Here is a 25951-nt window from a genome sequence, read left to right on the forward strand (position 1 = left end):
AAACCTCAGGCTTTGGGCAGTGAAATGCGGAAAACGGTGCGACCGGGGCGGGAGTCCAGCGCGATCCAGGCGCCATGGTCGGTGATGATCTTGGAGACCAGCGCCAGCCCCAGGCCGGTGCCGTTCTCGCGCCCCGAGACGAAGGGTTCGAAGACCTCGGCGACGATGGTTTCGGGGATGCCGGGGCCGTCATCCTCGATCTCGATCTGCAGCGGCAGGCTGCGGCCCTGCGGCTCGGCCTCGGTCGGGGCCAGGCGCAGGGTGCCGTCGTAGAAGCTGCGCAGCCGGATGGTGCCGCCCCGGCCCGCCCGGCCGATGGCCTCGGCGGCGTTCTTGACCAGGTTCAGGCAGACCTGCACCAGCTGATCGGCATCGACCAGCGCCGGCGGCAGCGAGGGGTCGTAATCGGGCACGATGCGCAGCCCCTTGCCGAAACCCACGGCGGCCGAGCGGCGCACCCGCTCCAGCACGTCATGCACGTTCACGGCGGACAGCCGCGGCGCCGAGGTGTCGCCGAAGCGTTCCACCTGGTCCAGCAATTCGACGATGCGGCGCGATTCCGCCACGATCAGATCGGCAAGGTCGCGGTCCTCGGCGGTCAGGTTCATGCCGATCAGCTGCGCCGCGCCGCGGATGCCGGCCAGCGGGTTCTTGATCTCATGCGCCAGCATCTCGGCCATGCCGATGGCCGAGCGCGCGGCCGAGCGCGCCGCCTGCCCCTGCCCCAGCCGGCCGCCGCCATCGGCGGGCGCCAGCAGGATGACGGTGCCGCCCCGCGGGCTGGGGGCCCGGCCGGCATGGACGGTGGCGATGCGGTCGGAATGCCCGCCCGAGCGGTCGCCGATCTCGAAGCGCACGCCGGCGCGGTTCAGCGCCTCGTGCCCCTCGCGCATCCGCGCGAGGATCGAGCCCAGCATCGGCACGATGCGCAACCGCTTGCGCATCTCGACCCCCTCCAGCGCCTGGCCCAGCGACGAGCGGCAGGAGATGTTCAGGAACGCCTCGGCCAGGTCATTCATCGCCGCGATGCGGCCTTGCGCGTCCAGGATGATCGCGGGCAGGGGAAGCGCCGACCAGTTCGGCCCGACCTCGGCCGAGACGAAGCCGCCGCCGGCTTCCATCTCGGGATCGGGCAGCATGTCGGACCTGCCCCGGATTGTCATGAAGGCACCTCGGTGGCCTGGGCATTGGCATGAACGGCATCGACCAGCGCCGCATCGGCATCGCCGAAACCGGCGCGGATCGCGGTCAGCGCCGCCTCGGGCGTGGGGGCGCGCAGCAGCTCGGCGCGGTTCGGGGCGCCGTTCGCCTCGGCATACCAGCCCAGGTGCTTGCGGGCGACGCGCAGGCCCAGTTCGCGGCCGTAAAGCGACAGGATGTCGTGATAATGTTCGGCCACCGCCTCGGCCAGCCGCGCGCCTTGCGGCACCTCGGGCGCCGGGGTGTTCCACAATTCATGCGCGATCTGCGCCAGCTTCCACGGCGCGCCCTGGGCGCCGCGTCCGACCATGACCGCATCGGCGCCGGATTGGCGCAGCGCGGCGCTGGCGCTGGCCGCGTCCACCACGTCGCCATTGGCGACCAGCGGCGGCCGACCGGGCAGATTCGCCACCGCCCGAATCGCCGCCCAGTCGGCGCGGCCGGTATAGAACTGCGCCCGGGTGCGGCCATGCACGGTCAGCATCCGGACCCCGGCCCCGGCGGCGCGGGCGGCAAGCTCGGACGCGTTCAGGCAATCGGCGTCCCAGCCCAGCCGCATCTTCAGCGTTACCGGCAGATCGGGCACGGCGGCGACCACCGCCTCGATCAGCCCCAGCGCGTGATCGAGATCGCGCATCAGGGCCGCCCCCGACAGCCCGCCCGTCACCTTCTTGGCCGGGCAGCCCATGTTGATGTCGACGATGCGCGCACCCATGCCGGCGACGATGCGCGCCGTTTCCGCCATCGCCCGCGCCTCGCGCCCGGCGATCTGGACCGAGACCGGCAGCGCGCCCTCGGTCAGCGCCTTGGCGCGCACCGCGGCGCGGGTGGACGGGCGCGGCGTCACCATCTCGGTCGAGGCGACCATCTCGCTGACCATCAGCCCGGCCCCGCCATGGCGCAGGACGGCGCGGCGGAACGGCAGGTCGGTGATCCCGGCCATGGGCGCCAGGAAGATCGGCGGGCCAAGCCGCGTGGTGCCAAGGGTGATGGGTTCGGGCAGCGTCATGGAAAAACTCGTATGCCGGCTTCAGGGGATGCGAAAGAAAACGGCCTCTGCCCGCGTTCCGGGCCTTGGCGTCGCGACCGGTTTTGCCGCTTGTTTGTGCCGCCTGCCCAAATAACGTGCAGGTCACGACTCGTCAAATGTCGCGAAGCTGCTTAACTCCCGTCGCAGCCGCTCTGGTCCGCCGCCGGCCCCGCGGATAGACTGCAACGCCACTGACAAGAGGAGCCGCGGCATGTTTCTTTCGGTCTTCGACATCTTCAAGATCGGGGTCGGCCCGTCCTCGTCCCATACCATGGGCCCGATGGTTGCGGGAGGGCGTTTTCTCGACGCGCTGCGCGAGCAGCCGTTTCGCGCCCATGGGCTGCGCGCCAGCCTGCATGGCAGCCTGGCCTTTACCGGCAAGGGCCATGCCACCGACCGCGCCACCATCCTGGGCCTGGCGGGTTTCCTGCCCGAAACCATGGATGCCGAGGCCGCCGAGGCCGCGCTGGAGAAGAACCGCGAGACGAAGATCCTGTCGCCGCGCGATCTGGGCGATCTGGCCTTCGACCCGGCAAGCGACCTGATCTTCGACTACGATCGCGCCCTGCCCGGCCATGCCAACGGCATGGTGCTGATGGCGACCGATGCGCAGGGCGACGTGATCTTCCGCGAGATCTATTACTCGATCGGCGGCGGCTTCGTGATGACCGAGGCCGAGCTGGCGGCGCGCGGCGACGACACCCGCACCGACGCCTCGCCCAAGGTGCCCTTCCCCTTCGCCTCGGCCGCCGAGATGCTGGAGATGGCCGAAAAATCGGGCAAGTCCATCGCCCAGATGAAGCGCGAGAACGAGCGGGTGTTCCGCAGCGATGCCGAGATTTCCGCCGGCATCCACCGGATCTGGCAGGTGATGCGCGACTGCATGGACCGGGGCCTTGAAGCCCGCGGCATCCTGCCCGGCGGGCTGTCGATCCGTCGCCGCGCCGCCGGCATCCGCGAGGCCCTGCAGGCCGAGGCGGGCATGAACCTGACCGCGCCGCATGTCATCAACGACTGGATGTCGATGTATGCCATGGCGGTGAACGAGGAGAACGCCGCCGGCGGTCAGGTGGTGACGGCGCCGACGAACGGCGCGGCCGGCGTGGTGCCGGCGGTGATCCGCTACTGGCTGGACCATGTGCCGGGCGCCTCGGAACGCCAGCTCGACGAGTTCCTGCTGACCGCCGCCGCCATCGGCGGGTTGATCAAGCACAATGCCAGCATCTCGGGCGCGGAATGCGGCTGCCAGGCCGAGGTCGGCTCGGCCAGCGCCATGGCCGCGGCCGGGATCTGCGCCGCGATGGGCGGCAGCGTCACCCAGGTCGAGAACGCGGCCGAGATCGCACTGGAGCATCACCTGGGCATGACCTGCGATCCGGTGCGGGGGCTGGTGCAGGTGCCCTGCATCGAAAGGAACGGCCTGGGCGCCATCAAGGCGGTTTCGGCCGCCAGCCTGGCCTTGCGCGGCGACGGCCAGCATTTCGTGCCGCTGGACGCCGCCATCGAGACCATGCGCCAGACCGGCCGCGACATGAGCGACAAGTACAAGGAGACCTCGCTCGGCGGACTCGCCGTCAACGTGCCGAACTGCTGAAACGGTTGCGAAACTTCGCGCAAACGCCGCCCCCGCAAGCTGCGGGGGCCTCTCGGCGCTTGCCCAAACCATGGGCTTCCTGTAGCCAATAATCATAAGCAAAACCCATGGAACCGGGACAGAGCAGATGAAATTCCGTTCGGCCTTTGCCGTGCTGTCGATGACAGTCGCCCTTGCAGCCTGTGGCGAACTGCCCTTCCAGAAAGCCGCGGAACCCGAGGCCGCCGGCCATACCGGCCCGCCGGGCGTCTCGCCGCTGGAACAGCCGATCGAGACCGGGACCGAGCAAAAGCCCGTCGCCACCGCCGAGGCCAGCACCATGGCCACCGCCATGTTCCGCGCCGCCGGCAGCGGCTGGACGGTGACAGCCGCCGACAAGACCGCGGTCTATGAACGGCCCGGCGCGAAATCCGTCGGCGTGACCGTGCGCCGCATGACCTATGCCAGCGGCGTGGAATTCATCGGCAACATGAACGGCCAGATCTTCGCGCTGAACATCCGCGCCCAATCCTGCGAGAGTGGCGACCGGAAGACGCCCTTCACCGCCAATCTGCGCGTCGGCAGCCAGCGCCTGGCCGGCTGCGCCATCCCGACCGACGCCATGCCCAAGGCACAGACCCGCGCCTCCTCGGCGGCGCCGAAGCCCAAGACCCAGCCGAAGCCGGCCGCGCCGGCGACGAAACCGGCCGAGAGCAAGCCGGCCGAGACGCAGCCCGCGACCGGAACCGCGCCCACCGCGCAGCCGGGCACCACCACCACGACGCCGGCGGCGGAAACGCCGTCGACCAGTGCGCCGTCGACCGGCACCCCGACGACCGGCACCCCGACGACAGGGGCGCCGACCACCCCGCCGCCGAGCAGCACGACCCCGGCCGCGGGGTCGGGCAGCGCCTCGGGCACCGAGGGCACGATCGCGACCACCCCTTCCGGCGCGACCGGCAGCGGCGCGGCTGGCGGCTCGGACGCCTCGACCGGGACGGCGACGGGAACGACCTCGGGAACGACCTCGGGGACCACGGCCGGCGCAACCTCCGGCACCGGCACCACCGGCACGACCGGCGGCGTTCCCGCGCCGGCGCTGGTGCTGCCGGCGACCCCGCCCGCCGCCGATACCGATAGCGAATAAGCCAAGATCCGGGCGCCGCGCGGGCCGATCCCCGCGCGGCGCCGGCCAACCCGCCAGCACAGGCTGCGGGCCACGACCTGAAAGGACCCGCCGATGCGCGCCCATTCGATCCTTACCCGTCGCCTGCTGGCCTCGACCGTGCCGGTGGCGCTTCTGCTTGGCCTTGGCAGCGGCCCGGCCCGCACCGATCCGATGATCGGCGATGTGCTGAACAGCTATGGCCTGCCCGGCGGTGTCGATACCCCCACGGCCGAGATGCTGCCGGACGCGACGCTGGGCGGCACGGTGTCCTATACCGACCGCAGCCGGCGGCATAACATCGTCTTCCAGCTGCATCCGCGGCTGACCACGGCGCTGCGCTATTCGCGGGTCGAGGGGATCAACGACCACAACGAACTGGGCCATCTCTGGGACCGCTCCTTCGACCTGCGCTTCCAGGTTCTGGACGAGGCGGGCTGGCGCCCGGCCGTCGCGGTCGGCCTGCAGGACTTCCTGGGCACCGGGATCTATTCCGGCGAATACATCGTCGCCACCAAGACCATCACCCCGAAAATCCGCGCCAGCCTGGGCATCGGCTGGGGCACCATGGCCGGCAACTCGCGGGTGATCGACATCACCGACACCGGCGGCAAGCCGAACGTGGACCAGTGGTTCCGCGGCAAGGCGCGGCCCTTCGGCTCGGTCACCTGGCAGGCGACGGACAAGCTGCGGCTGGTCGCCGAATATTCCAACGATAAATACACCGCCTTCTATCGCCGGGCCGACGGCAGCGTCTTCGACGCGCCCCAGGGCGACGGCGATCCGGGCCGGTTCAACGTCGGCGCCTATTACACCTTCAGCCCCAGCTATCAGGTCGGGCTGTACACGCTGGGCGGCGACACCTTCGGGGCGCAGTTCAGCTTTGCGCTGAACCCGCGCAACGCGCCCTTCCCCTCGGGGCTGGAAAAGGCCCCGGCGCCGGTGCGGCCGCGCCCCGCGCCTTCGGCCGATCCCGAGGGCTGGTCGGGCGCCTGGTCGGCCGATCCGACCGCGCAGCCGGCGATCCAGACCGCGCTGGCCGACGCGCTGGCCGACGAGGGGCAGATGCTGGAATCCATGGCGCTGTCCGGCAGCCGCGCCGAGGTCCGCATCCGCAACACCCGCTATATCCAGCAATCCGAGGCCATCGGCCGCACCGCGCGGCTGATGACCCGCGCCCTGCCGCCCTCGGTCGAGACGCTGGTCATCACCTCGAATTCCGAGGGCATGGCGACCTCCTCGGTGGTGCTGAAGCGCTCGGATGTCGAGCGGCTGGAGAATACCGAGGCCGGCCGCATCGCCAGCGCCTCGCAACTGGTCGATGCCGATCCGCGGCCGGGCGACCTGGTGACCACGCCGGGCCTGTTCCCGCGCTTCCGCTGGAACCTGGCGCCCTATCTGGACATCGGGGTCTTCGACCCGCAGGACCCGCTGCGCTACGAGGTCGGCGCGCAGCTGAAGGCCAGCTACGAGCTGATGCCGGGCCTGATCCTGTCGGGCACCGTGCGCCAGCGCGCCTTCGGCAGCATGGAACAGCGCGGGCCGGGCATTCCCGGCCAGCGCGGCGAGCATTACACGCCCGAGGACTATGTCTCGGACCCGGCCAACGAATACCTGAACGGCGTGCCGCGGGTCCGGTCGGACACCCGCATGTATACCGGCAACGACAGCCCGACCATCCCCGAGCTGACGCTGGCCTGGTATGCCCAGCCGACCGAGGCGGTCTATACCCGCATGACCGTCGGCCTGCTGGAGCGCGCCTATGGCGGCGTCTCGGGCGAGGTGCTGTGGAAGCCGGCGAACTCGCCGCTGGCCTTCGGCGCCGAGGTCAACCGGGTGAAGAAGCGCGACTTCGAGGATGTCTTCGGCTTCCGCGACTACGAGGTCACCACCGGCCATGTCTCGGCCTATTACGAATTCGCCAACGGCTTCACCGCGCAGCTGGATGTCGGCAAGTACTTGGCCGGCGACAAGGGCGCGACCTTCACCCTGACCCGCGAATTCGCCAATGGCTGGCGCATCGGCGCCTTCGCCACCAAGACCGACCTCAGCGACGAGGAATTCGGCGAGGGCTCGTTCGACAAGGGCATCACCCTCTCGATCCCGGTCTCCTGGGCGATCGGCACGCCGACCCGCGACCGGGCCGGCAGCACCCTGCGTTCGCTGTCGCGCGACGGCGGCGCCCGGGTGAACGTGAACGGCCGGCTCTACGACAAGGTCCGCGACGCGCAATCGGTCAAACTCTATCAGGGCTGGGGGGGCTTCTGGCGATGATCACGACCCGCATCCACAAGGCGGCGCTGTCGGCGCTGCTGGTCGCCGGACTGGCCGCCTGCGGCAACGACGACAGCGGCAACGACACCAACCCGCTGCTGATCGCCGCCAAGGCGGCCGGCGGCACCGTGGCGCGGGTGCGCGGCGACAAGGAGGCCGAGGCCCCCGCCCCCGCCCGCACGCCCGAGCAGATGGCCGCCGAGGCGTTGCGCGTGAACCCGGCGCCGCTGATCCTGGTCGGGTTCGAATCGCTGGGCCGCAGCCAGGTCCTGGCGATGACCGGGCAGAACGGCGCCATGCGGACCTATATGGCGCCCTCGAAAGAGGCGCTGATCCTGCGCGACGGCCTGGTCGTCGGCACGCGCGGCCTGGGCAACGACCTGTCGGTGGCCGAGCCGCAGACCGAGCCGCTGATCCGCGCCGGCCGCGCAGGCTCGGCCCCGCGGGTGATGCGCTATTACAGCGGCGACGGGCTGGAGCGGCCGTTGCGTTTCGACTGCACCGTCGGTCCCGGCCCGAAAGCCGGCGTGGTGGCGGAAAGCTGCGAAGGCCACGGCGCCAGCTTCCAGAACAGCTACATGCCGCAGGGCGGCCACCTGCCGGTCTCGCGCCAATGGCTGGGGCCGCGTCTGGGCTATGTCACCATCCAGACCCTGCGGCCCTGAACAGGCCCCAGGCGACGGCAAGGACGCGAAAGCCGGCCCCCGGGCCGGCTTCTTGCGTGTCTGATGCAGCTTGGCGCACAGGCAGCCGCATTCCGGCTCCGCGATCCCATGGCCCCGCGGCCCCGGCACGGCGCCGCCGCCCGGAACGGCCGGCCGCTTCCGCACCCGTCCCGGGCGCCCGAAAACCGGTCCCCAGACAGGCCAAAGGCGGAACACCGGGCCCTGTCCCGAATGGCCTGCCATGCCGGCGGCAGAACGCATGAAAAAGGGGCCGACCCAAGGTCAGCCCCTTTGAGAACCTTGCGGAACCGAAGTCCCGCTCAGTTATCAGCTGTCGTCGTCGTCCGAAGCGACGGCGGCGATGACGCCCAGCAGCAGCAGGGCCGGAACGACGAGGCCAGCGTTCGACGAAGCGGGCTTCTCGTCGACGACGACCGGCTCGACTTCCACGACGGGGGCAACGTAGCCGCCGGCGAGAGCCGACGAAGCCGTCAGGCCGAGGGCCAGGGCGAAGGTAGCGAATTTGGTCATGATCATGCTCCGTTCAGTACTTTGAAGGCTGCCGTTTCCAGCAACATCGCTGAGACAGTCGCATAAACCCAAGGACTTGGAAAGCGGTCTTGATCGGGGAATCATGCGCGTCACAGGCAACTGTTGCATAATAGCCAACACCTTACGAGTTCGGCGAGATACCGCCGCCGAACCGGCCGAAACCTGCCGGTTCCCTGCCCCTGGATTCTGCGGGCTATTTCCGGCAAACCACCAGACTGAAAGCATAAATCACCGCTGAAACCGCGACGATCGACGGGCCCGCGGGCGTGTCCAGCCACAGGCTGGCCCCCAGCCCGCCCAGGACCGCGATCGCCCCGATGGCGGTGGCGGAACCGGCCATCTGCTCGGGCGTTGCTGCGAATCCCCGTGCGGCCGCAGCCGGCACGATCAGCATGGCCGAGATCAGCAGCGCGCCGACGATGCGAATCGCGATGGCCACCACCAGCGCCAGCGCCAGGGACAGGATCAGCCGCTCGCGCGCCGGATCGATTCCCGCCGCCATCGCCAGTTCCTCGTTCACCGAGGCCGTCACCAGCCGCTGCCAGCGCCAGACCAGCAGGCCGAGGACCAGCAGCGCGCCGCCCCAGATCCAGGCCAGGTCGGCCCGCGTCACCGCCAGGATGTCGCCGAACAGGAAGGCGTCCAGCCCGGTGCGCAGCGAGGGCACGAAGCTGACCCCCACCAGGCCCAGCGCCAGCGCGCTATGCGCCAGCACCCCCAGCACCGTGTCCATCGACTGGCCGCGTGCGGTCAGCTGCGCCACGATCAGCGCCATGGCCACCGCCACCCCCAGCGTGCCCAGATAGATCGGCAGTGAGAAGGCGAAGCTCAGCGCCACGCCGAGAATCGCCGCATGCGCGGTCGAATCGCCGAAATAGGCCATGCGGCGCCAGACCACGAAGGAGCCGAGCGCGCCTGTCGCCAGCACAAGGCCAAGCCCCGCCAGCACGGCTCGGGTCAGAAAATCGTCAAGCATGGGGCCTCAATGCGTATGGGCGCAGGCCGGGCCATGCAGGTGGCCCTCTGCGACATGGTCGTGGTCGTGATCGTGGTGATGCTGGTAAAGCGCCAGCGTGCCCTGCGATTCCGCGCCGAACATGGCGCGATAGGCCGGGGCGGCGCTGACCGCCTGCGGCGTGCCCTCGCAGCAGACATGGCCGTTCAGGCACACCACCCGGTCCGAGGCGCGCATGACCACCAGCAGGTCGTGGCTGACCATCAGCACGGCGGCGCCGGTCTCGGCCCGCACCTCCTCGATCAGCTTGTAGAAGGCGACGATGCCCGGCTGGTCCAGGCCCTGGGTCGGCTCGTCCAGCACCAGAAGCTGCGGATCGCCCAGCAGCGCCCGGGCCAGAAGCACGCGCTGGAACTGTCCGCCGGAAAGCTGGGTGATCTGCCGCGATTCCAGCCCCTGCACCCCGGTCCGCGCCAGCGCGGCGGCGGCCTGGGCGTCGCCGACCCGGTGCGGCAGCGACAGGAAGCGGCGCACGGTCATCGGCATGGCGCGCTCGACATGCACGCGCTGCGGGACATAGCCGATGCGCAGGCCCGGCGCCCGTTCGACCCGGCCCGAGGACAGCGCCACATGGCCCAGCAGCGCCCGCACCAGCGTCGACTTGCCCGAGCCGTTCGGGCCGACCACGGTGACGATCTCGGCCGGGCGGATGTGGAAATCGACCCGGTTCAGCACCGGCAGGTCGGCCCCGGCATGGCTGACCGACAGATCGGCGGCGCGGATCAGGTCGACCATCAGAGCCCCGCTTCGGTGCAGCGGGCGCAGAGGCCCAGCAGTTCCACCGTCGAGCGCTCGATGCGGAACCCCCCGGCGCCGGCAAGGCCCTGAAGCGCGGCGCGCAATTCCGGCCCGTCGGCTTCGGCCACCTGCTCGCAGCCGCGGCAGATCAGGAAGGCGGGGGAATGGTCGCGCTCGGCCGACAGGCAGGCGGCATAGGCGTTCAGCCGCTGCACGCGATGGGCAAGTCCTTGTTCGACAAGGAAATCCAGCGCGCGATAGGCGACCGGCGGCTGCTTGCCGAACCCCTCGGCCGACAGCCGTTCCAGCACCTCATAGGCGCCCATGGCGCGATGCGATTCCAGCAGGATCTCCAGCGCGCGACGCCGCACCGGGGTCAGGCGCACGCCCTCGGCCTTGGCCTGCTCCTCGGCGCGGCGCAGCACGGCGGCGGCGCAATGCGCGTGGTCGTGCTCGTGAAAGGGATCGGCCGGGGCGGGATCGGTGGGCATGATGTTATACCATTACAATTCTGCTTGACGAGTTACGATATAACATAAATAACTCTCGCGTTTCCGCAAGTGAGCCTGACATGATCCGATATCCCTCTCTGCTTCTCGCCGCCGCGCTTGGCGCCACCGCCCTGCCCGCCCGGGCCGAGGTGCCGCGCGTCGTGACCGACATTCCCGCCATCGGCTCGCTCGTCCAGCAGGTGATGGGCGATCTGGGCGCCCCCGAGGTGCTGCTGGAGGCGGGCGGCGACCCGCATCACTATCAGCTGCGCCCCAGCCAGGCCCGCAGCCTGCAGGATGCCGAGCTGCTGATCTGGGTCGGGCCGTCGCTGACGCCCTGGCTGGAACGCGGCGCCTCGGCGCTGCCCAAGGGCAGCCGCTCGCTGACCCTGCTCGACCGACCCGAGACGCATCGCCGCGACTATGGCGGCGGGAACGGCCACGACCATGGCGGGGCGCATGACCATGCCGGGGACGGGCACGACCACCCGCATTCCGGCACCGATCCGCATGCCTGGCTGGACCCCGCCAACGGCCAGGCCTGGCTGCAGGCCATCGCCGCCGCGCTGTCCGAGCGCGACCCGGACCATGCCGCCGCCTATGCCGCCAATGCCGAAAAGGCGGCGGCAGAGATCGCGGCGCTGGATGGCGAGCTCAAGGCCGGCCTCGGCCCGGCGCAGGGCAAGCGCTTCGTGGTCTTCCATGACGCCTATGGCTATTTCACCGGCCATTACGGGCTGGAGCCGGCCATCCCGGTCAGCCTGGGCGATGCCTCGACCCCTTCGGCCGCGCGGCTCAGGGCGATTCGCGAGGAAATCGCCGAGCAGGGCGCGGTCTGCGCCTTCCCCGAGGCGAATCACGACCCCAAGCTGATCGCCGCCGTGACCGAGGGCAGCCCGGTCCGCCAGGGCGCGCCGCTGGATCCCGAGGGCCGCGGCAGCCAGTCCGGCGCGGCGCTTTACGGGGTGATCCTGCGCGGCATGGCCCAGACCCTGACCGACTGTCTGGGACAGGGCTAGCACCGGAATCGCATTGGCCGATCGCGACCAGCAGCCGGGGACGGATCAGGCGGACGACGCAGAGTCGCCCGCTTTTTCGGTTTCGGAATCAACTTCCTAACCGGCGCGGCAATTCCCGACTATTTTTCTTTGACATCCCTTAGGAAATTTGTCAGGTTACGATCACCGCGACAGAAATGAGGAACTGGACATGACCGCGACCCGCCCCGCCGAATTCACGCGTCCCGGCGTGACCGCCCTGCAGCGCCTTCCCGAATATCATGCGGAAATGCTGACCGCTGGCGGCAATCAGGCGCTGATCGTCCTGGGCGATCAGGTCTACAACCTGCGCATCACCCGCGCCGGCAAACTTATCCTGACCAAGTGAACAGCAAGGGGGCGGCCCGGCCCGCCGCATGAGGCCGGCGCCCTTGGCGCGACGCTGCCGCGCCGGCAGATCGCCGTGATCGCCGCTCTTTGCAAAGCGGCGCAGGCAGCCTGACCTTATCCCCAAAAGGCGCGATCAGCCGCGCCGCGGGCCTTTCCCCTCCGGTCGCGGGCCTTTTCCGGGCGCGCGCCCGGTTCTGGGGGCACCGGGTTTCGAGCCGGGTTTCGGGCCGGGCTTGAAGGGCCGGTCGGGCTGGCCCTCGCCCCGCGGCTTGAAGCCACCCTCGGGCCTGTCGCCACGCGGCTTGAAACCGCCCTCGGGCCTGTCGCCGCGCGGCTTGAAACCGCGCTCGCCCTCGGCCTTCACGCCGCCTTTGAAAGCCGGCTTGCCGCCGCGCTGCGGCCGATCGCCGTCGCGCCGCGCCTCGTCGCGCGGTCCCTTGCCGAAGGGCTTGCGGGCCCCGTCGCGGGCCGGCTTGCCATCGCCCTCCGCACGGCGGGCAAAAGGCTTGCGCTCGCCATCCTCGCGCTTGGCAAAGGGCTTGCGGTCGCCCTCCGCCCGCTTGGCGAAGGGTTTGCGCTCGCCGTCCTCGCGACGCGCGAAAGGCTTCCGGTCACCCTCCTCACGCCGGGCAAAGGGGCGGCGCTCGCCGTCCTCGCGCGGCGCGAAGGGCCTGCGGCCGGCCTCGGCGCGGGGCTTGCGCGGACGCTCGCCCTCCTCCGCATGGGCGGCGCCGCGTTCGCGGAAGCTGCGCGGCTTTTCCTCGGCCTCGCCGGTCAACAGCCCGCCCAGTTGGTCGCGCAGCACCTTGCGCTTGACCTCGCGCACCTCGTTCTCTTCCAGCCCGGTCAGCTTGAACGGGCCGTAGCCGATGCGGATCAGCCGGTTCACGATCAGCCCGACATGGGACATGGCGCGGCGGATCTCGCGGTTGCGGCCCTCGCGGATGCCGACGGTCAGCCAGGCATTGGCACCCTGCTGGCTGTCGAGATTGATCTCCATCGGCGCGAATTCCTCGCCCTCGATGGTGACGCCGCGGCGCAGCGGCGCGAAGGTCAGGTCATTGGGCTGGCCGTTCACCCGCACGCGATAGCGGCGCAGCCAGCCGGTGGTCGGCAGCTCCAACCGGCGCTTCAGCTCGCCGTCATTGGTCAGCAGCAGCAGCCCTTCGGAATTCAGGTCCAGCCGGCCGACGGTCATCACCCGCGGCAGGTCGCGCGGCAGAGCGTCGAACACCGTCTGCCGCCCCTTCTCGTCCGAGGCCGAGGTCACCAACCCCACCGGCTTGTAATAAAGCCACAGCCGCGTCTCCTGCGGCTCGTCCAGCGGCTTGCCGTCGACGCGGATCTTGTCCTGCGAGGTCACGTCCAGCGCCGGGCTGTCGATCTTCTGGCCGTTCACCGACACCCGGCCTTCCAGGATCATGCGCTCGGCCTCGCGGCGCGAGGCGACGCCGGCGCGGGCCATCACCTTGGCGATGCGGTCGGTCTGCGAATTGGGGACGGATTCAGGGCGGTCTTCGGGACGGTCTTCGGTCATGGCGATCTCCTGCGCATCGCTGCGGTGGCAAAGCGGGCTCTCTACGCCCAACGCATGAAGATGGAAAGCAGTTCTTGCGCGACGGTCGCCGCCGCGCGAAAAGCGCGCATGGATTTCGCCTCGCACATGCCCGCAGCGCTTGATGAGGCCCGCGCCGCCGCCCGGCGCGGCGAGGTGCCGGTCGGCGCCGTGCTGGTGGGGGCCGACGGCGCGGTGCTGGCCCGCGCCGGCAACCGCACGCGCGAGATGCGCGACCCCACCGCCCATGCCGAGATCCTGGCGATCCGCGCCGCCTGCGCCGCCATCGGCTCGGAACGGCTGCCGGGCGCGCGGCTCTGGGTGACGCTGGAGCCCTGCCCGATGTGCGCCGCCGCCATCTCGGCCGCGCGCATCGCGCTGCTTTACTACGGCGCCGAGGATCCCCGCATGGGCGGCGTGCGCCATGGCGCGCGGGTCTTCGACCATCCGCAATGCCACCACCGGCCAGAGATCATCGACGGCATTTCGGCAGAAGAATCGCGCCGCCTGCTGCAAGAATTCTTTCGCCAACGCCGCTGAAATGAGAAACCCCGCGTCACGAAAGCGTCGCGAAGGGTGCTTGCGCTGCACCGCAGCATGGATAGGATGCCCGCCGGGCGAACATGGGGGGACGGATGTTCCATAAGATTCTAGTAGCGAACCGTGGCGAGATTGCGATCCGGGTGATGCGGGCGGCAAACGAGCTTGGGAAGAAGACGGTCGCGGTCTATGCCGAGGAAGACAAGCTGAGCCTGCACCGCTTCAAGGCGGACGAGGCTTACCGCATCGGCGGCGGCCTGGGGCCGGTGGCGGCCTATCTGTCGATCCCCGAGATCATCCGCGTCGCGAAGGAATCCGGCGCCGATGCCATCCATCCGGGCTATGGGCTTCTGTCCGAGAACCCCGATTTCGTCGATGCCTGCAAGGCGGCGGGGATCACCTTCATCGGGCCGAGCGCCGACACCATGCGGGCGCTCGGCGACAAGGCCTCGGCGCGGCGCGTCGCCATCGGCGCCGGCGTGCCGGTCATTCCGGCCACCGAGGTCTTGGGCGAGGACATGGAGGCGATCAAGGCCGAGGCCGCGACCATCGGCTATCCGCTGATGCTGAAAGCCAGCTGGGGCGGCGGCGGGCGCGGCATGCGGCCGATCATGGGCCCCGAGGAGCTGCCCGAGAAGGTGCGCGAGGGCCGGCGCGAGGCCGAGGCCGCCTTCGGCAATGGTGAGGGCTATCTGGAAAAGATGATCCTGCGCGCCCGCCATGTCGAGGTGCAGCTTCTGGGCGACGGCCATGGCGGGCTTTACCATCTTTATGAACGCGACTGCACCGTGCAGCGCCGCAACCAGAAGGTGGTCGAGCGCGCCCCGGCGCCCTATCTGACCCCCGAGCAGCGCGCCGAGGTCTGCGAGCTGGCGCTGCGGATCGGCCGCGCCGTCGGCTACCAGAACGCCGGCACCGTCGAGTTCCTGATGGATATGGACAGCCAGGCGTTCTACTTCATCGAGGTGAACCCGCGCGTCCAGGTCGAGCATACCGTGACCGAGGAGGTCACCGGCATCGACATCGTGCAGAGCCAGATCCTGATCGCCGAGGGCGCGACGCTGGCGCAGGCCACCGGCGTCGCCAGCCAGCAGGACGTGCACCTGAACGGCCATGCCCTGCAATGCCGGGTCACGACCGAGGATCCGCTGAACAACTTCATCCCGGATTACGGCCGCATCACCGCCTATCGCTCGGCCACCGGCAACGGCATTCGCCTCGACGGCGGCACCGCCTATTCCGGCGGCGTCATCACCCGCTATTACGATTCTCTGCTGGTCAAGGTCACGGCGCACGCCCAGACGCCCGAGAAGGCCATCGCGCGGATGGACCGGGCGCTGCGCGAGTTCCGGGTGCGCGGCGTGGCGACGAATATCGAATTCGTCATCAACCTGCTGAAACACCCGACCTTCCTCGACGACACCTATACCACCAAGTTCATCGACACCACACCGGACCTGTTCGCGTTCCACAAGCGCCGCGACCGGGCGACGAAACTGCTGGTCTATATCGCCGACATCACCGTGAACGGCCATCCCGAGACCGCCGGCCGGCCGCTGCCGCCGGCCGAGGCGCGCATTCCCGTGCCGCCCGTGGCCAAGGCCGAACCGGCGCCGGGCACAAGGCAGCTTCTGGAGGAACGGGGGGCGAAAGCCGTCGCCGACTGGATGCTGGATCAGAAGCGGCTCTTGATCACCGACACCTCGATGCGCGACGGCCACCAGTCGCTGCTGGCCACGCGCATGCGCTCGATCGACATGATCCGGGTGGCGCCGGCCTATGCCGCGAACCTGCCCGGCCTGTTCTCGGTCGAATGCTGGGGCGGCGCGACTTTCGACGTCGCCTATCGCTTCCTGCAGGAATGCCCCTGGCAGCGGCTGCGCGACATCCGGGCGCGGATGCCGAACCTGATGACGCAGATGCTGCTGCGGGCCAGCAACGGCGTCGGCTATACCAACTATCCCGACAACGTGGTGCAGGAATTCGTCCGCCAGGCGGCCAAGACCGGCGTGGACGTGTTCCGGGTCTTCGACAGCCTGAACTGGGTCGAGAACATGCGCGTCGCCATGGATGCGGTGATCGAGAGCGGCAAGATCTGCGAGGGCACGATCTGCTATACCGGCGACCTGCTGGACCCGGCCCGGTCGAAATACGACCTGCAATACTACCTGAAGATGGGTCGCGAGCTGCGCGACGCCGGGGCGCATGTGCTGGGGCTCAAGGACATGGCGGGGCTTCTGAAGCCCGCCTCGGCCGGGGTTCTCGTGCGGGCGCTGAAGGAAGAAATCGGCCTGCCGGTGCATTTCCACACCCATGACACCGGCGGCATCGCCGGCGCCTCGATCCTGGCCGCGGCCGAGGCCGGGGTGGATGCGGTGGATTGCGCCATGGACGCGTTTTCCGGCAATACCTCGCAGCCCTGCCTGGGCTCGGTGGTCGAGGCGCTGCGCCATACCGGGCGCGACACCGGCCTGGATATCGAGGCGATCCGCCGGATCTCGAACTACTGGGAGGCGGTGCGCGAACAATATGCCGCCTTCGAGAGCGGCCTGCAGGCCCCGGCCTCGGAGGTCTGGCTGCACGAGATGCCGGGGGGCCAGTTCACCAACCTCAAGGCCCAGGCCCGCAGCCTTGGCCTGGAAGAGCGCTGGCACGAGGTCGCCCATGCCTATGCCGAGGTGAACCGGATGTTCGGCGACATCGTCAAGGTCACGCCCAGCTCGAAGGTGGTGGGCGACATGGCGCTGATGATGGTGGCGCAGGGGCTGACGCGGGCGCAGGTCGAGGATCCGGCGGTCGAGGTCTCCTTCCCCGATTCGGTCGTCGACATGATGAAGGGCAACCTGGGCCAACCGCCCGGGGGCTGGCCCGCCGCCCTGCAGAAGAAGGTGCTGAAGGGCGAGCCTGCCCTGACCGCCCGTCCCGGCGCCGCCATGCCGCCGGTCGACCTCGAGGCCACCCGCGCCGACCTGATCCGCCAGCTGGAAGGCAAGGCGGTCGATGACGAGGATCTGAACGGCTATCTGATGTATCCCAAGGTCTTTTTGGACTACATGGGCCGGCACCGGCAATACGGCCCGGTGCGGACGCTGCCGACGCGGAGCTTCTTCTACGGCATGGAGCCGGGCGAGGAGATCGAGGCCGAGATCGACCCCGGCAAGACGCTGGAGATCCGGCTGCAGACCGTGGGCGAGACCGACGAGACCGGCGAGGTCAAGGTGTTCTTCGAGCTGAACGGCCAGCCGCGGGTGATCCGGGTGCCGAACCGGCTGGTCAAATCGCAGACCGCCGCCCGTCCCAAGGCCGACCCGGCGAACGAGGGCCATCTGGGTGCGCCGATGCCCGGCGTCGTCGCCTCGGTCGCCGTCACGCAGGGCCAGAAGGTCAATCCCGGCGACCTGCTGCTGACCATCGAGGCGATGAAGATGGAAACCGGCATCCATGCCGACCGCGCCGGGGTGGTGAAAGCCCTGCACGTCAGGGCGGGAGAGCAGATCGACGCAAAAGACCTGATGGTCGAGCTGGAGTGACACCCTCGCGGCCCGCTGGAAACGGCGGGCCGCTGCGCCGGCGAAAGCCGGCCCGTTCCCCGGCCCGGTGTGAGAGGATATCCGCCGGTTTGGCGAAGCGGCCGCCTTCCTCTCAATCCGCGGTTGACCGCCGGGGCGCCATTGCCGAAGTCATGGGGCCGATGATGCCACAGGTCAGCGGTTCAGGACAGTGCAGCACAGATTTCCCCTTTCCCGTCGCGCGCTGCTGAAGATCGGCGCCGCTGCGGCGCTGAGCCTCGCCGCGGCGCCGGCCGGGGCCGCCTTCCGCCCCGCCGGCAAGAAAGGCTTTTGCGGTCCCGCCCACGCCTGGCGCCCCGATCTGGGCTGCGACTGGTATTACAACTGGAGCCTGTCGCCGCATCCCGACATCGACATTCCCTTCGCGCCGATGGTCTGGGGCTGGAACCCCAAACGCACGCCGCAGCGGCTGCGGCTGCTCGACCGCCGCGCGCCGATCCTGTTCGGCTTCAACGAGCCCGACGGCCGCAACCAGGCCAACCTGTCGGTGCCCGAGGCGCTGGACGCATGGCCGAAATTCCAGGACCGGGCGGACGAGATCGTCTCGCCCTCCTGCGTGAATTCGCGCGGCCGCTGGATGACCAATTTCATGCTGCAGGCCGAACGCCGCAGGCTGAAGATCGATTCCATCGGCTTCCATTCCTATTCGGCGCCGAACCTGGAACAGGTGGTCGAGCGGCTGGAGGATACCTGGCGGCTTTACGGCCGGCCGATCTGGGTGACCGAGATCGGCGTGGCCGACTGGCGCTCGGCCCAGGGGCGCAAGCGCAACCGTTACGGGGTCGAGGAAAGCCTGCGCTTCATGACCGACATCCTCGCCTATATGGACCGCACGCCGTGGATTCGGGGCTATTGCTGGTTCTCGGGCGGCACGTTCGGCGACGGCCGCAGCCTGTCCACCTCGGCGTTTTTCGACGGTTCGGGGCGGCCGTCGCCGGTTTTCCGGCTTTACGCCGGGCATTGACCCGGCCTTTTTCCGGGTGGCGGCCCGCCGCTCGCGCAGGTTCCCGCCTATGGCCGGAAAGCCCCGGCGGCGACGCATCGGGCCCGCAAAAACCGGGCTCTGCCATACTGCCCGCCGGGCAAGGACAAGCCCCGCCATCGGCGGGATGCCGATTCTTTAAGCGGCGTATCGACCGCATCCGCCCGATCCTGCCCACGGTCGCCACCCCCGGTTGCGCCAACTGAACGCGACGGTTTAGCAAGGCTGCCGACTGTGTGACGGTCGGCTGCAGCCCTTTTGTCCTTGCCTGACGGGCACCAAGAACAAGAACGAGATCAGATCATGGCTTTCGGTGGGCCGCTTCCAGAAGATGTGCTTTTCTGCTCATTCCACACTCCGGACGACTATTACGCGCAATCCGCCCGGAACCTGCGCCGGTCGCTGGACCGGCTGGGCCTGGCGCATGAGATCGTCGAGGTCGACAAGGCCCCGGGCGAGGAATGGCTGGAGATCTGCCGCAGGAAGATCCCCTTCCTGCATGCGGTCTGCGAACGGAACCCGCAGCGCAAGGTGTTCTGGATCGACGTCGATTGCGACATCGACTACCTGCCCGATTTCGTCTCCGGCTTCTCGGCCGACATCATCGGCTTCCAGCGCGGCTTCGGCCATCCGATGCGCATCGGCTATGCCAACAGCGCCCGCTTCTGGGAGCCCTGCTTCTGGGGCATCAACATCACCCCGGCGGCGCGCGGCTATATCCGCGACGCGCGCGAAGCCTGCGACAGCATGCGGCTGCGCGCCACCGACGATTTCTTCTTCGAGGAGGCCTGGCGCAAGAATGCCGACCGGCTGACCTTCCAGATGATCCCCTCCTCGATGCTCTTGGGACGCGCCGACCTGCCCGAGGCCGGGCGCCGGCCGTTCTTCTATTTCGGCTCCAGCGGCAATGTCGCCACCTTCAAGGGACAGGCGGCGCAGCACGACCGCAACCGCCGCGCCGCCGAGCCCCGCGGCACGGCCGGCGCCCGCTCGGCGGCGTTGCGCGCCGCGCGCCGGGTGCAGGGCGCGCTGCCGCAACGCATCGCCATTCCGCTGCGCCGGCTATCGGACGAGATCGGGCTGACCGAATATCTCTCGCCCAGCTTGCCGGCGTCGCGCGGGATCTCGCAGCGCAGCATCTACAACCTGGTCCACGACGCCCGCCAGGGCCGGGCCGAGGCGGTGAACGCCCGGATCGAGGAGATCGCCGCGCGCCGGCTGCTGAACCACGCCGACCGCGCGGTGATCGGCGCCGCCCGGGCGCTGCTGGACCATGCCGAGGCCGGGACCGGCGAGGCGCTGCCGCTGCTGTGGTGGGACAAGCCCTATCCCGGCAATTACGGCGACTGGCTGTCGCCGCTGATCGTGCAGCAGGTGACGGGCCGGCCGGTGCGCTTCCAGCGCCATGACGAGATCAAGGCCGGGCCGCATCTGATGGCGGTGGGCTCGATCGGGCGCTTTGCGCAGAAAAGCTAGATCCTGGTCGGCGCCGGCTTCAGCCGCGCCGATGCCGAGATCGCGCCGGACGCCACCTATGTCTCGCTGCGCGGCCCGCATTCGGCCCGGCTGCTGGCCGAGGCCGGCGGCCCCCGCATCGACCGCTTCGGCGATCCGGCGGCGATCCTGCCGCGGCTCATCCCGCTGGCGCGGTCCGGGCGGACCAACGGCCGCCTGGCGCTGATCCGGCATTTCGCGCATCGCAAGATCTCGCTGCGGCTTCCCGAACAGGTGGACGAGCTTTCGGTGTTGGTCTCGCGCCGCCCCGAGATCGAGGCGCTGATCGGCACGCTGCTGGGCTATGACGCAGTGCTGACCAGCGCCATGCATGTCTACATCACCTGCCAGGCCTATGGCATCCCGGTCGGGCTGATCACCTTCGAGGGGTTCGAGGACGCGGTCAGCGGCGACCAGATGAAATACCGCGACTATGCCGCCGGCGTCGGCCTGCCCGAACGCCTGCCGCAAGCCGTCGGTCCGGACCTGCGCCACCGCGACTTGGCGGCGCTGGTCGAACATGACCGCATCCCCGCCCCGGTGATGGACGCGGTCGAGGCGGCCTTGGCCGAAGCCGTCGCGGCCTATGATTGCGCGGCGCGCAGCGCTGGGAAACAATGATCGGTGGTCTTCGTGAAAGATCTTGAAACTCCGGACCGCAACCCGCCGGTCAAGGAAGGCCAGGCCAGGGAGACCAAGGCCCGGGAAGGCAAGCCCGGAGAGGGTCGGCCCGGCGAAGGTCGGCCCGGGAAAAGCAAGCCGACGCCCGGCAAGCCCGCACCGGCCAAACCCGCTCCGGCCAAACCTGCGCCGGTCAATCCCGCTCCGGCCAAACCCGCCGAGAGCAAGCCCGCCAGCGCCCCGGCCGCCAATCCGCGCGTGCTGCCGCCGGTCGGCCGGGCCGGCTGGACCCGCGTCCACAGCCTGGTGCTGGGCAGCTTCCTGCTGCTGTTCCTGCTGCCGGCGCTGCTGGTCGGCAGCTACATGTTCCTGATCGCGCGCGACCAGTATGTCTCCGAGGTCTCGTTCGTGGTCCGCGACGAGGAAAGCCCGAACCTGGGCCTGCTGGCCGGGATCGGCCTGTCTTCGGTCGGCAATGCCACCACCGATGCGCAGATCGTCTACAAGCACCTGCGCAGCCCGAATTTCGTCGCCCAGCTCGACCGCGAGATCGACCTGCGCGCCATCTATACCAAGCCGCGCATGGACCCGGTCTTTGCCCTGCATGACGGCGCCAGCCTCGAGGAACTGGTGGAATATTGGCGGCGCATGGCGACGATCAGCGTCGATTCCGCCACCGGCATGATCGAGATCGAGGTGCGCGCCTTCACCGCCGAGGACGCCAACCGCATCGCCAGGGGCATCCACAAGGCCGCCGGCCACCTGGTCAACGCCATCTCGGACGAGGCGCGCGAGAATTCGCTGCGCTATGCGCAGCGCGACCTGGCCCAGACCGAGGCGCGGCTGGCCGAGGCCCGGGTGGCGCTGGCGCAGTTCCGCGACCAGTCCAAGCTGATCGACCCGCAATCGGTGCTGAGCATCAATGCCAGCGTCGTCACCAGCCTGTCGCAGGAACTGACCGAGGCGATGATCCAGGTCGAGACGCTGCGCAAGCAGGGCACCGCCGACGTGCGCCTGACCCAGGCCGAGCTGCGGGTGGACGTGCTCAAGCGCCGCATCGAGCAGGAACGGCAGAACTTCGTCGGCGAGGCGCCGGGATCGGAGGATGCCAGCTTCAGCAAGATCCTGGACAGGTACACCAAGCTGCAGCTCGACCTGGAACTGGCCGAGAAAAGCTACAGCCTGGCGCTGTCGGGGGTCGAGGCGGCGCGCGCGAAATCCGAGCAGGACAGCCGCTACCTGGCGACCTTCGTGGAGCCGACCCTGTCGGAAACCGCGACCCGGCCGCGGCGGCTGATGATCACCGTCCTGGCCGTCACCTTCATCTTCATCGGTTGGCTCAGCCTGGTGCTGATCGGCTACAGCAACCGCGACCGCCACTGATGATCCGGCTGGAAAACCTTTCCAAGAGCTTCACGGTCAGCGGACGGACCACCGTCGTCGCGCGCGATCTGAACATGACCTTCCCCGCCGGCCGCAGCGTCGGGCTGCTGGGCCATAACGGCGCCGGCAAGTCGACGCTGCTGCGCATGATCGCCGGGGTGGTGCGCCCCGATCGCGGCCGGGTGGTCACCACCGGCACGGTATCCTGGCCGGTGGGCTTCGCCGGCAGCTTCCACCCGGAACTGACCGGCGCCCAGAACACCCGCTTCATCGCCCGGGTCTACAATGTCGATCCCGAGCAGTTGCTGGCCTTCGTCGCGCATTTCTCGGATCTGGGCCATCACCTGTATCTGCCCTTCGGGCATTATTCCTCGGGGATGCGCTCGCGGCTGGCCTTCGGCGTCTCGATGGGCATCCATTTCGACACCTATCTGGTGGACGAGGTGACCTCGGTCGGGGACGGCAATTTCCGCGACAAGAGCCAGACCTATTTCCGCAACCGGCTGAAGACCAGCGGCGCCATCATGGTGTCGCACTCGATGGGGCTGATCCGCAAGGTCTGCGACGCGGCCGCGGTGCTGCACCAGGGCCGGCTGAGCTATTTCGACGATGTCGAGGAAGCCATCCGCGTGCACGAGGCGAACATGGGCACCAGCGGCGACGAAGAGGACGAGGACTAGCCGATGATGCAAGGCCTGATGCCCCAGTCCCACCCGCTGCGCCGGATGCCCGCCCTGCGGACCATCGGGGCGCTGATCTTCCGCGAGATGTCCACCTCGTACGGCAAGTCGCCGGGGGGCTTCATCTGGACCGTGCTCGAGCCGGTGGGCGGCATCGCGCTGCTGACGGTCATCTTCTCGCTGGCGGTGCGGGTGCCGCCGATCGGCTCCAGCTTCGCGCTGTTCTATGCCTCGGGGCTGCTGCCCTTCATGATGTTCCTCGACATCAGCCGCAAGATCGCGCAATCGCTGTCCTTCTCGAAGCAGCTGCTGTTCTATCCCGGCGTGACCTTCGTCGATGCGATCATCGCCCGCTTCGTCCTGGCCTGCATGATCCACGCGCTGGTCTTCGTCATCGTGGTCAGCGGGATCATCTATTACGACAATATCGAGCTGATCCTGGACCTGCCCAAGGTGGTGCTGGCCTTCCTGATGTCGGCCGGCCTGGCCCTGGGCGTAGGCTGCATGAACTGCTTCCTGATGCGGCGCTTCCCGGTCTGGGCGAATGTCTGGGCGATCATCACCCGGCCGCTGTTCCTGCTCTCCTGCATCTTCATCTCGTTCGAGAGCATCCCGATGCCGTTTCGGGACTATCTCTGGTTCAACCCGCTGATCCACATCGTCGGCACCAGCCGCTCGGGTTTCTATTCGACCTACCGGGCCGGCTATGTCGAGCCGCTCTATGTCGCGCTGCTGGCCGCGGTGCTGTTCGGCGCCGGCCTGGCGCTGCTGACGAAATGGCACCGCGACCTGGCGCAAAGATGACCGCCGGCCGATCCCCCGGGGTCCGGCCCCCGCTTCCACCCGGCCGCGACGGTCGGACTTCAGGGCCCCGGATGCCGGGGCCGGAAGGGCCCGCGCCGCGCCGCCGCCTCCCCGGGCGCACCGGGGCCCTGCCGGAGCGATCCGGCGCTGTTGTGCAACGAGTTTCCGGTTCCGACCGTCCCGCCTTCCCGACCGGCCGCACTTTCCGCGGCGGTCAAGCCTCTTGAAAAGAGCTGCAGCCATGACCGAGACGAATATCCAGACCAATCTCTTTCGCGCGACCCCGGCCCCGCTGTCCGTCACCCTGGCCAAGAAGATCCTGCCGGAATCGGTGCTGCGCTATCTGCGGCGCCGGCGCGAGATCCCCAGGCAGCGCATCACCATCGTCAGCTTCTATACCGAGGGCGGCTATTACGAGGAAAAGGCCGACGAGCTGCGCGCCCGCTGCGACGAGCTGGGCATGCTGCACGACATCCAGCCGATCAGCTTCCCCGAAAACGCCAGCTGGAGCGAGATCTGCCGCGCCAAGGTCCGCTTCTACCGCAAGATGCTGCTCAAGCACCGCAGCACCATCATGTGGGTGGATGTCGACACCAGGCTGCTGCGCAACGTCGACAACCTGGCCAGCCGCGCCTATGACCTTGCGGTCTTCATGCGCGGCTTCCGCTTCCTGCCGCAGGAGAACTTCTCGCTTTACGCCCGCCGCTTCCATCCGGGCTACCTGATCCTGAACTACACGCGCGAGACGCTGGAGCTGCTCTATGAATGCAAGCGGGTCGAGCGCGACACCCGCGGCGACTTCACCGACGACTACATCCTGGAGGAAGCGTTCCGCCGCACCACCGCCCGCCCGCGGCTGCTGGTGCTGTCGCCCAACGACATCGCCCGCCCGCAGGACCCGGAAAATCCCGGCGCCTATTTCCTGCATGGCGACAGCGGCAACGTGAAGGAGTTCAAGGGCAAGGTGCTGCAGCACCGGCCCGACATCCTGCGCCCGGAAAGCCAGAAGGCGGTGATCCTGGACCTGATCTCGGACGCCGCCCGCGCCGGCCGGCGCAACCTGGTCTGCGACTATTACCACGCGCTTCTGGCCCGCGACCCCGAGGATTTTGCCAGCTATCACCGGCTGCTGGAGATCTCGGCCAAGTTCCCGGATCCCGAAATTCTGACCGCCAACCTGAAACGCTATCGCGACAACGAGCACCTGCACCCCTATGCGCTGCGCTTCCGGCTGCTGCAGGCGATCGACGCCAAGGACTGGGCGCAGACCGATGCGCTGGCCGAGGCGATCGCCGCCACCGGCAACGAGGCGGTGATCAGCTTCTCGCGCAGCCGCCTGTTCCGCGCCTCGCTGGACCGGCGCGCCGAGGAACGCGGCATCGCCCCCGGGGAACGGGTGAAGCTGTTCTGGTGGGAACAGCCCTATCCGGGCAATCTGGGCGATATCGTGAACCCCTATATCGTCGAGCATGTGACCGGCATCCCGCCGCAATGGGAGGGGCGCGGCGTCGGCCTTTGCGCCATCGGCTCGGTGATCAAATATGCCCGCGACGGCAGCGATGTCTGGGGCAGCGGCACGCCGAACTCGGGCGATAAGTTGGCGGCCGGCGCGCATTACCACGCCGTGCGCGGGCCGCTGACCCGCGACCTGGTGCTGGCCAATGGCGGCACCTGCCCCGAGGTCTATGGCGACCCGGCCTGGCTGCTGCCGGTCCTGTATCCGCGCAAGGCGCCGCCGCGCTGCAAGACCGGGCTGATCCTGCATTTCACCCATGAGGACATGGCGACGCCCGTCGCCCCCGGCATCAAGCGCATCGACATCCGCCGCATCGGCTATGACGAGATCGAGGCCTTCCTGGACGAGATGCTGGATTGCGAGCGCATCATCTCCTCCTCGCTGCACGGGGTGATCATCGCGCAGGCCTATGGCATTCCCGCCTGCCTGGCCACGGTGACCGGCTCCAGCACGCAGATCCACGGTGACGGCATCAAGTTCGACGACTATTATCGCTCCATCGGCCATGAGAAGGCGCCGGAGGCGGTGGATCTTTCCGAGTTGCTGCGCCTCGACGAGGACAGCATCGCGCCGGACCGCTTCCTGTCCGCCCGCAAGCCGATAGACATCGCGGCGCTGCTGGATGCGGCCCCCTTCGCGGCGGCGCCCGCCATCCGGCACGCGGCGCAGGAATGGATGGAAAGCTGGCGCGCCGATGCATGACGACTGGCGCCCGG

Annotated in this window: 22 protein-coding genes; 15 read left to right on the forward strand and 7 right to left on the reverse strand. The window is 69.0% G+C overall.

The genetic code is table 11. From position 1 onward, the window contains the following. Positions 1-5: 5 nt before the first annotated feature. Both NBE95_RS12555 and dusB read right to left on the reverse strand, forming a co-directional pair. Positions 6-1163, reverse strand: a complete 1158-nt coding sequence (locus tag NBE95_RS12555) for an ATP-binding protein (RefSeq protein ID WP_289895768.1) — start codon at positions 1161-1163, stop codon at positions 6-8. Continuing rightward, complete coding sequence (dusB, locus tag NBE95_RS12560; protein WP_289895769.1) at positions 1160-2209, reverse strand: tRNA dihydrouridine synthase DusB; 1050 nt, start codon at positions 2207-2209, stop codon at positions 1160-1162. Before dusB ends, NBE95_RS12555 begins: the two co-directional genes overlap by 4 nt. A gap of 232 nt (positions 2210-2441) precedes the next feature. Here dusB and NBE95_RS12565 point away from each other — a divergent pair, with 232 nt between their 5' ends. From NBE95_RS12565 to NBE95_RS12580, 4 genes are all read left to right on the forward strand, one after another. Continuing rightward, on the forward strand, positions 2442-3824 hold the full coding sequence (locus NBE95_RS12565) for an L-serine ammonia-lyase (protein ID WP_289895770.1): 1383 nt from the start codon (positions 2442-2444) through the stop codon (positions 3822-3824). Between the two features lie 127 nt (positions 3825-3951). After that, complete coding sequence (locus NBE95_RS12570) at positions 3952-4950, forward strand: hypothetical protein (protein ID WP_289895771.1); 999 nt, start codon at positions 3952-3954, stop codon at positions 4948-4950. A 93-nt stretch (positions 4951-5043) separates the two neighbouring features. Next, positions 5044-7242 (forward strand): YjbH domain-containing protein, encoded by a 2199-nt coding sequence (locus tag NBE95_RS12575; protein ID WP_289895772.1) that lies wholly within the window; start codon positions 5044-5046, stop codon positions 7240-7242. Then, a complete protein-coding gene (locus tag NBE95_RS12580) occupies positions 7239-7907 on the forward strand; it encodes a YjbF family lipoprotein (RefSeq protein WP_289895773.1) in 669 nt (222 codons plus the stop codon). The genes NBE95_RS12575 and NBE95_RS12580 overlap by 4 nt, the downstream gene beginning before the upstream one ends. A 327-nt stretch (positions 7908-8234) precedes the next feature. Here NBE95_RS12580 and NBE95_RS12585 read toward each other — a convergent pair whose 3' ends face one another. From NBE95_RS12585 to NBE95_RS12600, 4 genes are all read right to left on the reverse strand, one after another. Then, positions 8235-8444 (reverse strand): hypothetical protein, encoded by a 210-nt coding sequence (locus NBE95_RS12585; RefSeq protein ID WP_017999724.1) that lies wholly within the window; start codon positions 8442-8444, stop codon positions 8235-8237. Positions 8445-8652: 208 nt separating this feature from the next. Continuing rightward, complete coding sequence (locus tag NBE95_RS12590; protein WP_289895774.1) at positions 8653-9435, reverse strand: metal ABC transporter permease; 783 nt, start codon at positions 9433-9435, stop codon at positions 8653-8655. 6 nt (positions 9436-9441) lie between these two features. After that, entirely contained in the window at positions 9442-10209 is a 768-nt protein-coding gene (locus NBE95_RS12595) for a metal ABC transporter ATP-binding protein (RefSeq protein WP_289895775.1), read from the reverse strand. Next, positions 10209-10703, reverse strand: a complete 495-nt coding sequence (locus NBE95_RS12600) for a Fur family transcriptional regulator (RefSeq protein WP_289895776.1) — start codon at positions 10701-10703, stop codon at positions 10209-10211. The genes NBE95_RS12595 and NBE95_RS12600 overlap by 1 nt, the downstream gene beginning before the upstream one ends. A gap of 80 nt (positions 10704-10783) precedes the next feature. Here NBE95_RS12600 and NBE95_RS12605 point away from each other — a divergent pair, with 80 nt between their 5' ends. Then, positions 10784-11722 (forward strand): zinc ABC transporter substrate-binding protein, encoded by a 939-nt coding sequence (locus NBE95_RS12605; protein WP_289895777.1) that lies wholly within the window; start codon positions 10784-10786, stop codon positions 11720-11722. Between the two features lie 190 nt (positions 11723-11912). Next, positions 11913-12089 carry a hemin uptake protein HemP gene (locus tag NBE95_RS12610; protein ID WP_289895778.1) on the forward strand — a complete coding sequence of 59 codons (177 nt, stop codon included), beginning with the start codon at positions 11913-11915 and terminating at the stop codon, positions 12087-12089. Between the two features lie 135 nt (positions 12090-12224). Here the strand turns inward: NBE95_RS12610 and NBE95_RS12615 are convergent, their stop codons facing one another. Next, a complete protein-coding gene (locus NBE95_RS12615) occupies positions 12225-13628 on the reverse strand; it encodes a pseudouridine synthase (RefSeq protein WP_289895779.1) in 1404 nt (467 codons plus the stop codon). 108 nt (positions 13629-13736) lie between these two features. On the opposite strand from NBE95_RS12615, the gene NBE95_RS12620 reads away from it, so the two are divergent. From NBE95_RS12620 to NBE95_RS12660, 9 genes are all read left to right on the forward strand, one after another. Continuing rightward, positions 13737-14186 (forward strand): nucleoside deaminase, encoded by a 450-nt coding sequence (locus NBE95_RS12620; RefSeq protein WP_289895933.1) that lies wholly within the window; start codon positions 13737-13739, stop codon positions 14184-14186. A gap of 95 nt (positions 14187-14281) precedes the next feature. Then, entirely contained in the window at positions 14282-17716 is a 3435-nt protein-coding gene (locus tag NBE95_RS12625; RefSeq protein WP_289895780.1) for a pyruvate carboxylase, read from the forward strand. Between the two features lie 190 nt (positions 17717-17906). Further along, positions 17907-18719, forward strand: a complete 813-nt coding sequence (locus NBE95_RS12630; RefSeq protein WP_289895781.1) for a glycosyl hydrolase — start codon at positions 17907-17909, stop codon at positions 18717-18719. Between the two features lie 351 nt (positions 18720-19070). Continuing rightward, positions 19071-20213, forward strand: coding sequence for a hypothetical protein (locus NBE95_RS12635; RefSeq protein WP_289895782.1), 1143 nt, complete (start codon positions 19071-19073; stop codon positions 20211-20213). 66 nt (positions 20214-20279) lie between these two features. Continuing rightward, on the forward strand, positions 20280-20852 hold the full coding sequence (locus NBE95_RS12640; protein WP_289895934.1) for a hypothetical protein: 573 nt from the start codon (positions 20280-20282) through the stop codon (positions 20850-20852). A gap of 12 nt (positions 20853-20864) precedes the next feature. Continuing rightward, positions 20865-22235, forward strand: a complete 1371-nt coding sequence (locus NBE95_RS12645; RefSeq protein WP_289895783.1) for a hypothetical protein — start codon at positions 20865-20867, stop codon at positions 22233-22235. Further along, positions 22235-22915 carry an ABC transporter ATP-binding protein gene (locus NBE95_RS12650; protein WP_289895784.1) on the forward strand — a complete coding sequence of 227 codons (681 nt, stop codon included), beginning with the start codon at positions 22235-22237 and terminating at the stop codon, positions 22913-22915. The genes NBE95_RS12645 and NBE95_RS12650 overlap by 1 nt, the downstream gene beginning before the upstream one ends. A gap of 18 nt (positions 22916-22933) precedes the next feature. After that, the gene (locus NBE95_RS12655) at positions 22934-23719 is read left to right on the forward strand and encodes an ABC transporter permease (RefSeq protein ID WP_289895785.1); all 786 of its coding nucleotides are present in this window, start codon (positions 22934-22936) and stop codon (positions 23717-23719) included. Positions 23720-23960: 241 nt separating this feature from the next. Then, positions 23961-25937 (forward strand): polysaccharide pyruvyl transferase family protein, encoded by a 1977-nt coding sequence (locus NBE95_RS12660; RefSeq protein WP_289895786.1) that lies wholly within the window; start codon positions 23961-23963, stop codon positions 25935-25937. Positions 25938-25951: the final 14 nt, after the last annotated feature.

It is taken from the genome of Paracoccus sp. TOH (assembly GCF_030388245.1).
GTDB lineage: Bacteria > Pseudomonadota > Alphaproteobacteria > Rhodobacterales > Rhodobacteraceae > Paracoccus > Paracoccus simplex.